This window comes from Loktanella sp. S4079 (assembly GCF_000967725.1).
In the GTDB taxonomy this organism is placed as follows: domain Bacteria; phylum Pseudomonadota; class Alphaproteobacteria; order Rhodobacterales; family Rhodobacteraceae; genus Yoonia.
In genome coordinates, this window is the sequence record NZ_JXYE01000024.1 from 1 (window position 1) to 7,083 (window position 7,083).

Genomic DNA, 7,083 nt, shown 5'->3' on the forward strand with positions numbered 1-7,083 from the left:
AGAGATCATTACGCGCCAGTCTAATCTCGACGTGGACAGTATCCGACCCGGCATTGAAGTTTTTCAAGACTCTTGCTCAGACAAGTAATCCTTATCGCGGCTTTCAGTTGGAACGATAAGAGCTCGACCACCAAGGATTGTTCGCCATCGAATTCGGTATATCCGAACGAGAGGTGATTATCGTGGTGCGAGGTTTGACTAGCAAGCGTCCGGCACGTTGCAGTAAGGATGCCGTTGTACAAGTTGCGGATGATCGCCATGAGCTCTGTCTGTGAAACAGACCGACAGGGCACATACGAGACCAACAAGATTTTCAGGCTACGCTGACTATAACAATCTCCTCTATTTTGGATTTGACAATGTTTGATTTCTTCCGGGGCCCAGAAAGTCGCCAAATGCATTCAGTGGTGCAACGTTATCGCAGATAACTTTAGTAACAACCAATAGTGGGACTGCCATCAACGCGCCGGGTATGCTCCATAGCCAGCTCCATATAATCACGGCTAGAAATACGGAAACTGTGTTTAATTCTAATCGTCTGCCGAGCAGCGCCGGCGTAATGAACTGAGCCTCAATGGATGTGAGGGACAGGTACACCACCGGCGCAATAAGTCCCGATGTCAGCGTCTCATATACAATTATACTATAAGCTCCGATCGCCAAAAAACCAAACATGGCGCCCACAAAAGGTAGAAAGTTCAATAAGCTGGCAGCTGCACCCCATACGACGGCTTGTGGAAAGCCGACGGCATGCAGTGCGACTGAGATGCAAACGCCTAAGCCTATGTTGATCAAAACAATTGTGAGCAAGTAGTGGGATAGCTTATGTTCAACAGCACGCACTGTTTTTACAGCGAGTTTCTTATCCGAAAAACTGGGGAGCGCTTTTACCAGTTTCAGGTAGAATAAATTACCAGACGACAGAATAAACAACGCAAGTATGAGCCCCACAAAGCCAAGTGAGAGAAAGCTGGCCACACCTCCGGCGGCGAAAGTAAGCAAGCCTGGCTGCTGTATCGCAACTTCAGGCGCAGAATTTCCACCGTTTGTAATGTTTTCCATCTCGTCGGATGCGTCTTGCACGGCTGCCAAAGAATCCAGCAAAAAGCCAAACTTTCTTCTTAACTCCGCTCCCACTTCAGGTGCCCGTTCGATGATATCTGATGCTGGACCAGACAGCGCATAAATACCAACGCCACAAATCAGCGTAGCACTAAAGATCAAAAGGCTCGCAGATATAACTTCTGGAATGCCCAGTCGTCTTAGACCTCTCACGATCGGGCTAAGTGTCAACGACACCAAAATCCCTAGGACAATTGGGAGCAACATATCTCGGGCGAAATAAATTGCCCCAAACAACAGAAGCAAAAATATCCCAAACAATAAATTCTTAATCTTATGTGTCTCGTCCATCGCTTATCCAATTTTAAGCTAACCTTAGCGGATTCCGATTTACGCTTTGCCTCAATGCACAACACTTTAAGATAGAAAAGGTTCCCTGAATTGGCGTGGCCCAAGTGGTCGCCCAAGCCATAGTTTGTTCGCCTTTTGTGGAGCGGTAACGAAATAACGATCGCTATCGTGAACATGTCATCAGCGATGTGACGTTCCACAAAAACATCTCAAGCTTAGGCATAACATGTTATCTGCCATCTGAGTTCAACTTGGCGCTCAGGTTCAGATCGCGAAGGATTGTGGGGATCTTTTTCTTGAGCCCAAAGAAGCCCGCTTTGGCGTATGGCCACGAGATCTGGTCATAGGGCCGTATGACACGACATAGACTTATCCCTGCATCGCGTAATTTTGGCGCGGCCTCATCCAACAGAGTGCGCGCCATGCCAATCGGCGGGTAAGCTGTTGCGATCATAGTGACACCAACTCGCTGTGCCGCCTCGATCAGCACTGTGCTCCAGTCATCCGCCAGCCGCATATCGCCCTCAAACGGAGCCAATGCGGTGTCCAACGCGCCTTTAGTAAATGCCGAGGCAATGTGACCGCTCGAATGGGTTGAACGACGACGCGTTTCCATCAGACCTATGGCTCCGGCGGGTGACGATGACATAACGTCCACGCCGCAGACGTCATCTTTGTGCAACAGCAACAGATAGTCACCTGTGGGGGCGGCTTGTGGTGACGGGATCGCAACGCATGGATGATTGCACGTTTCCATCAAAGGCTCGGCCATTGTGGCCAAGCCGTTCGGGTGGAATCTCCCATTGGTATATTTGGCTATGTTATCGGGCCGTGCCAGATAGGTTTTGCCTTTGGTGTGAAGCCCCGCCACCCATCGCCAACTCAACGTGTTCGACGCCGGATCTCCGTCGAGCAGATGCCGCAAAAACAAGTCAGCTCCCAGCTCCCATGGGAGGCGCAGTGTGAAAATCCAGATCGAGGCCATCCACATGCGCGCATGGTTATGGAGATATCCGGTGTCGGTCAGTTCATGCACCCAATGATCAAAGCAGTCGATCCCTGTTTGTCCAGACACAGCATCGCGGTAATTCGCGCGCAGATTCGCATCATCTGCCAATTGCACCATCCAACGGCGCAGGTTCTGTTGATAGCTTTCCCATACGCTTGGGTGCTGCTCCAACCACCCCTTGAAGTAAGTTCGCCAGAACACCTCTTGAATGAATTTTTCGGCACCCTTCACACAGTGAGCAGCCAGAACACGGGTCAGGACTTCTTCTTCGGTGATCAACCGATGACGCAACCACGGCGACAGTTCCGATACATTATGGCGCTGATTACAACCAAAATCATAATTGCGGAAGCTTGCGTAATGGCGTCCAGCGCGTGCGGCGAATTGGTCAAGGCGCCTAAGCCCTGCAGCGCGCGTCGGTATAAAGTCGACGTGCTGCTCTGGCTCTAACAGATTTGGAAACCGATCAGTCATGACAAGCCTCGACAACGTTTAGAGCAATACCGAACGCCGTCCCAATCCTTTTCCCATTTCTTGCGCCACGTGAATGGCCGCTTGCAAACTGGGCAAATTTTAGAGGGCAGATCTGACTTTTTTCGCATCTTCACGATTGATCCCCGAATGGTAGATTAAGTTGCCGCGTGTCTGGTGCTTTCGCAGTTTTTTTAAGAGTACGCCGCGTCGATTTGCGGCTAGCATGTTTGGTCACGATGGCTTGGGCCTGCTCCCGAAATGGCCGGCCTTTGCGGACGCTCCATACCTTTTCACGCGCGGCCTTGGCGGCCAACAAATGGTCGAATACGCGCACGGGATATCGCCCGCCGATCACTTTGGCTGCGTTGTCGGCCTTCCATGGTTCATGGATGTACGTATCGGGCAGCATGGCCAGTTCGGGCAGCCATTTACGAATAAAAACGCCTTTTGGATCCTGATCGTATCCCTGTTTAACCGGATTGTAGATGCGCACAGCATTGATACCTGTGGTGCCAGATTGCATTTGCACCTGACTCCAATGAATCCCTGGTTCATAATCTGTGAACATACGGGCCAAATGCAGCCCCGGCGCACGCCAATCGAGCCACAGATGATAAGATGCCGCCGCCATTACCATCGCCCGCATCCGAAAATTCAACCAGCCACACGCGCGCAAGGATCGCATACAGGCATCCAAAAACGGATACCCGGTTTCCCCCCGCGTCCACGCCGCCAATAATGTTGCATCGGGTGTTTGAGGGCGAAGACCATCATAGAGGCGATGAAGGTTCTCAACCTCGATGCTTGGCTCATCTTCCAGCTTTTGAATAAAGTGGCAGTGCCAGTGCAGGCGCCCAGAAAACGACCTCAGAGATTTGCGCCATTCCTTGGCCATCGGTGGCAATGCACGCCGTCTTGCTTGCGTTGCTTGCGTTACCTCGCGTATCGATAGCGCCCCCCATGCCAAATAAGGAGATAGGCGCGAACAGGCTGTTGCGCCTTCAACTGGGCTGGACATCGCACTTTGGTAAAATTCGCCACGCTGGTTCAGAAAACTATCGAGGCGCTCAATGCCAGCACGACGCCCGCCAACTTGTCTTTCGGTACACCTATCATCCTCAAAACCAAGATCAGAAGCAGATGGAACACCCCCAACATCAAGGTCGATCGGCGCTAACCTCGGAACGCTTGATACAGACCGTTTCATCAGCGCGTCCCATTGAGCAGACCAGCCGTTTCGCGATTTCAACCTGCGCCAAACGCCATGATTTTGGACTTCGCGCCACGGCACACCTTGGTCCCTGCACCATGCGGCCACCATGAGATCACGCTGGTAAGTCCAGCCATTTCCCGTTTCTTCATGAGACCAGAGCGCAATACTGCCTAGTCGCTTCTTCAACTCCGTAAGGACATCAATTGCCGTGCCGCTGCGTATCACGAGGGGCTGTCCAATGCGGGCAAGATCTACGCGAAGCTCGGACAGCGTTTCAGCGACAAAGGCCCATTGGCGGTAAGATGCATCTGGTTGTCGCCAAAGCTCAGGCTCAACGATGTAGAGCGGCAAAACCGGCCCTACCTCAGCAGCCATCGCGAGCGCCCTATGATCCGTCACCCGCAAATCTCTCTTGAACCAAACAATCTGCACGCGCAACAAACCTCCTGGTATGAAACAACATATGTATTGATACGTGAGATGCGTCAGATTGGATTTCTAAAGGCAGCCAATATTACAGGAACGTTCAAGGACCAGAGGCGACCTTTAAACCAATGCGAAGGCCACATCGCGAACACCCGATATCAAACGCCGACCGCAGGATTAGTAATGGATACGGGTTTCGTTCGATATATGGATGCTGCTGCACTGAAAGAGCCGCGCAAAATACTATGGCTGAGGCAAACGGACGGGACTTTGGCCCATGCTATCAGTCGATTACTGTTAGCAGTTGGTTTGCGATCGCCACTTCGTTCTGACCTAGAAAATACCTCAACTCATACTGGCCGGGCATTTCGGGTGCGGTGATCGTCAACGGGTTGCCTTCGTAGGTGTAGCTCCAGCTGCCCGGTTGGTATCCCTCGTCATCCAACGCACTAATCGCGACGAAGTCATACTCATATCCTGGACCGTCCCAGGCTACGGTTAGTGTTTCGCCAGATTTAACCGTGTCCGCCGCTTCGAGGCGCGCGGTCACAGGTGTCAGATTAACTGTACTGGTAAATAGAACAGTATCGTCCTGGCCCGCGTGATATCGGATTTCATATTCGCCAGGCACGATCGGCATCAACAAAGGTGCCGGGTTCCCTTCGTAAAGGTAGGTAAAGTTGATGTAACCCTCTCCGCCAAGCTGACCGACAGCAAGGTAGTCGCCTTCGTTTTTGGGTCCGATCCATGGCAACATCAGCGTTTCACCAGCAGACGCTGAAGCGGGCACATCAACGTGAATATCTGCCGCATTCACGTCAATAGATCGCGCAAAAACAACTGCGTCGTTCTGTCCTTCATGATATCGAATTTCATAAACACCTGGTTCAACAGGCATCACCAATGGCGCGGGATTGCCTTCGTATAGATAGGTAAAGTTAATGTAAGCTTCGCTCCCCGCCGGACCAACGGCAAGATAATCCCCTTCGTTATCAGGGCCTGACCAAGTCAACAATAGGGTTTCACCAGCAAAGGCAGTTGCAGGAGCATCAATGCTTGCGTCAGCAGGCGTCACAGTGATGCGATGCGTTGCTGCGATCTCATCGTTTGGGCCGTAGATATAGCGAATTTCATACACACCAGGATCGGCAGGCATGCGGAGTTGAGCTGGTTCAGCTTCTGCGACGTACACAAAGTTCACAAAACTCTCGGTATCCGGAAGCGCGATGGTCAGGCTATCGCCAGCAGCTGCGGGGCCACTCCAATCGACTGTGATTGTGGCACCTGCCACTGCCGTTATGGGCGCATCGAGTGTTGCGTCGGGCGTAAGAAGCGCTTCGGTTTCAGTTTCGGGTTCAGCAGCAACTGTCGCAATAGCGTCTTTGAGTTCCGTCGCATCCGCAGCCCTGAGAAAGCGACCTCCAGTTTCAAGCGCGATACACTGCATCTGACCAAGCGCGACAGGATCATCCACATCGAAACCAATCACGTGTGCGGTAAAATTTACGCCCGCTTGATCTAGACGGCGTGCGGCTGCGCAGGGATCCGGATTACAGGTCTCAACCCCATCGGACACCAAAATGACGGTTGCGGCTTGGTTCGTGTAATCGAGCGCCTGAGCGGCGGCGATGATGGCATCAGTCATTGGCGTTTTGCCGAGGGGTCGAATATTATTCACCGCAGTGCGCACCTCGGATGCAGTGCCGGCTGCAGGGGCGACAATCGTCTGAATATCGCTACAGCTGCCTTCCTGCCGGTGCCCATAAAGCGTGAGGCCTAACCGCTGATCCTGCGGAAAATCATCCAAAATCGTATTCACAGCCTGCTGCGCGATCGTGATCTTGGCGACGCCATCAATCTGCCCCCACATGGACCCAGAGCCGTCCAGCACCAAGACGGTACCTGCATCGTCTTGTGCGATAGCAGCCGTCGATATCATCGCAGCCAAAACCAAAGAAAAGAAGCGCACCGCAGTCTCCTTACGAGCCAGTTTTTACTTGCGTAACGATCAATGCAAGCATTTGTAAATGGGTCGCAAAAACACATACCAATCTAGGCGAGAATGAACCTAAAAATGACAGAAACATTCAGCGACATGCTTTGTTGTGCCAAAAAATGAAAACTTTTCAACGATATCGTGGGGCGCTTACATTTTTTCGGATGAACTTACCGTTGATAAATACGTTGCGAATTGCGAAGCTAACTTATCGGTTTGTAGCCTAAAGCCATCGAGTACTGATTTCAAAATACGCAAAGTGTCGGTTTTGCACACCATATCCAAGAACTTTGGACACCAAAGTAGGCGATTAGTACAGGAGCTAGCATGCAAAAAGACTTTAGGCTTCATTTGCGCGAGCAAACCCGTATTGATCACGAAGTCGTAGATCATTACTTTTCAAAATTAGATATTGCGAAAAGAGACGATTTCATAGCGTTTGCACATATCCATTTAGCGTGTTTCGAAATTTTGTCAGAAACTGTGGCAGATCATAGTGCAGCAAAGAAACTGCTAGATGATATCGTTGCTGGACTGCGAACTGATTTAAAC

The 7,083-nt window shown here is 51.3% G+C and carries 6 protein-coding genes; 1 reads left to right on the top strand and 5 read right to left on the bottom strand.

Going from position 1 to position 7,083, the window contains the following annotated elements:
- Nucleotides 1-342 precede the first annotated feature (342 nt).
- The 5 genes from TW80_RS17405 to TW80_RS17760 all read right to left on the bottom strand — a co-directional run bounded on the left by TW80_RS17405 (nt 343) and on the right by TW80_RS17760 (nt 6,504).
- Nucleotides 343-1,413, bottom strand: coding sequence for an AI-2E family transporter (locus TW80_RS17405; protein ID WP_045998749.1), 1,071 nt, complete (start codon nt 1,411-1,413; stop codon nt 343-345).
- A gap of 229 nt (nt 1,414-1,642) precedes the next feature.
- A complete protein-coding gene (locus TW80_RS17410) occupies nt 1,643-2,896 on the bottom strand; it encodes an FAD-binding domain-containing protein (RefSeq protein WP_045998751.1) in 1,254 nt (417 codons plus the stop codon).
- A complete protein-coding gene (locus tag TW80_RS17940) occupies nt 2,893-3,024 on the bottom strand; it encodes a DUF2256 domain-containing protein (RefSeq protein ID WP_084625852.1) in 132 nt (43 codons plus the stop codon). The genes TW80_RS17410 and TW80_RS17940 overlap by 4 nt, the downstream gene beginning before the upstream one ends.
- Nucleotides 3,025-3,026: 2 nt before the next feature.
- Nucleotides 3,027-4,541, bottom strand: a complete 1,515-nt coding sequence (locus tag TW80_RS17415) for an FAD-binding domain-containing protein (RefSeq protein WP_045998752.1) — start codon at nt 4,539-4,541, stop codon at nt 3,027-3,029.
- 277 nt (nt 4,542-4,818) lie between these two features.
- The gene (locus TW80_RS17760; RefSeq protein WP_052701059.1) at nt 4,819-6,504 is read right to left on the bottom strand and encodes a vWA domain-containing protein; all 1,686 of its coding nucleotides are present in this window, start codon (nt 6,502-6,504) and stop codon (nt 4,819-4,821) included.
- Between the two features lie 354 nt (nt 6,505-6,858).
- Here TW80_RS17760 and TW80_RS17425 point away from each other — a divergent pair.
- A partial coding sequence (locus TW80_RS17425) for a hypothetical protein (protein WP_045998750.1) occupies nt 6,859-7,083 on the top strand: 225 nt, incomplete at its 3' end.

Bases quoted from the DNA above. Each gene is read 5' to 3' on its own strand.
- TW80_RS17405 (WP_045998749.1), bottom strand. From the start codon at position 1,413: ATGGACGAGACACATAAGATTAAGAATTTATTGTTTGGGATATTTTTG.
- TW80_RS17410 (WP_045998751.1), bottom strand. From the start codon at position 2,896: ATGACTGATCGGTTTCCAAATCTGTTAGAGCCAGAGCAGCACGTCGAC.
- TW80_RS17940 (WP_084625852.1), bottom strand. From the start codon at position 3,024: ATGCGAAAAAAGTCAGATCTGCCCTCTAAAATTTGCCCAGTTTGCAAG.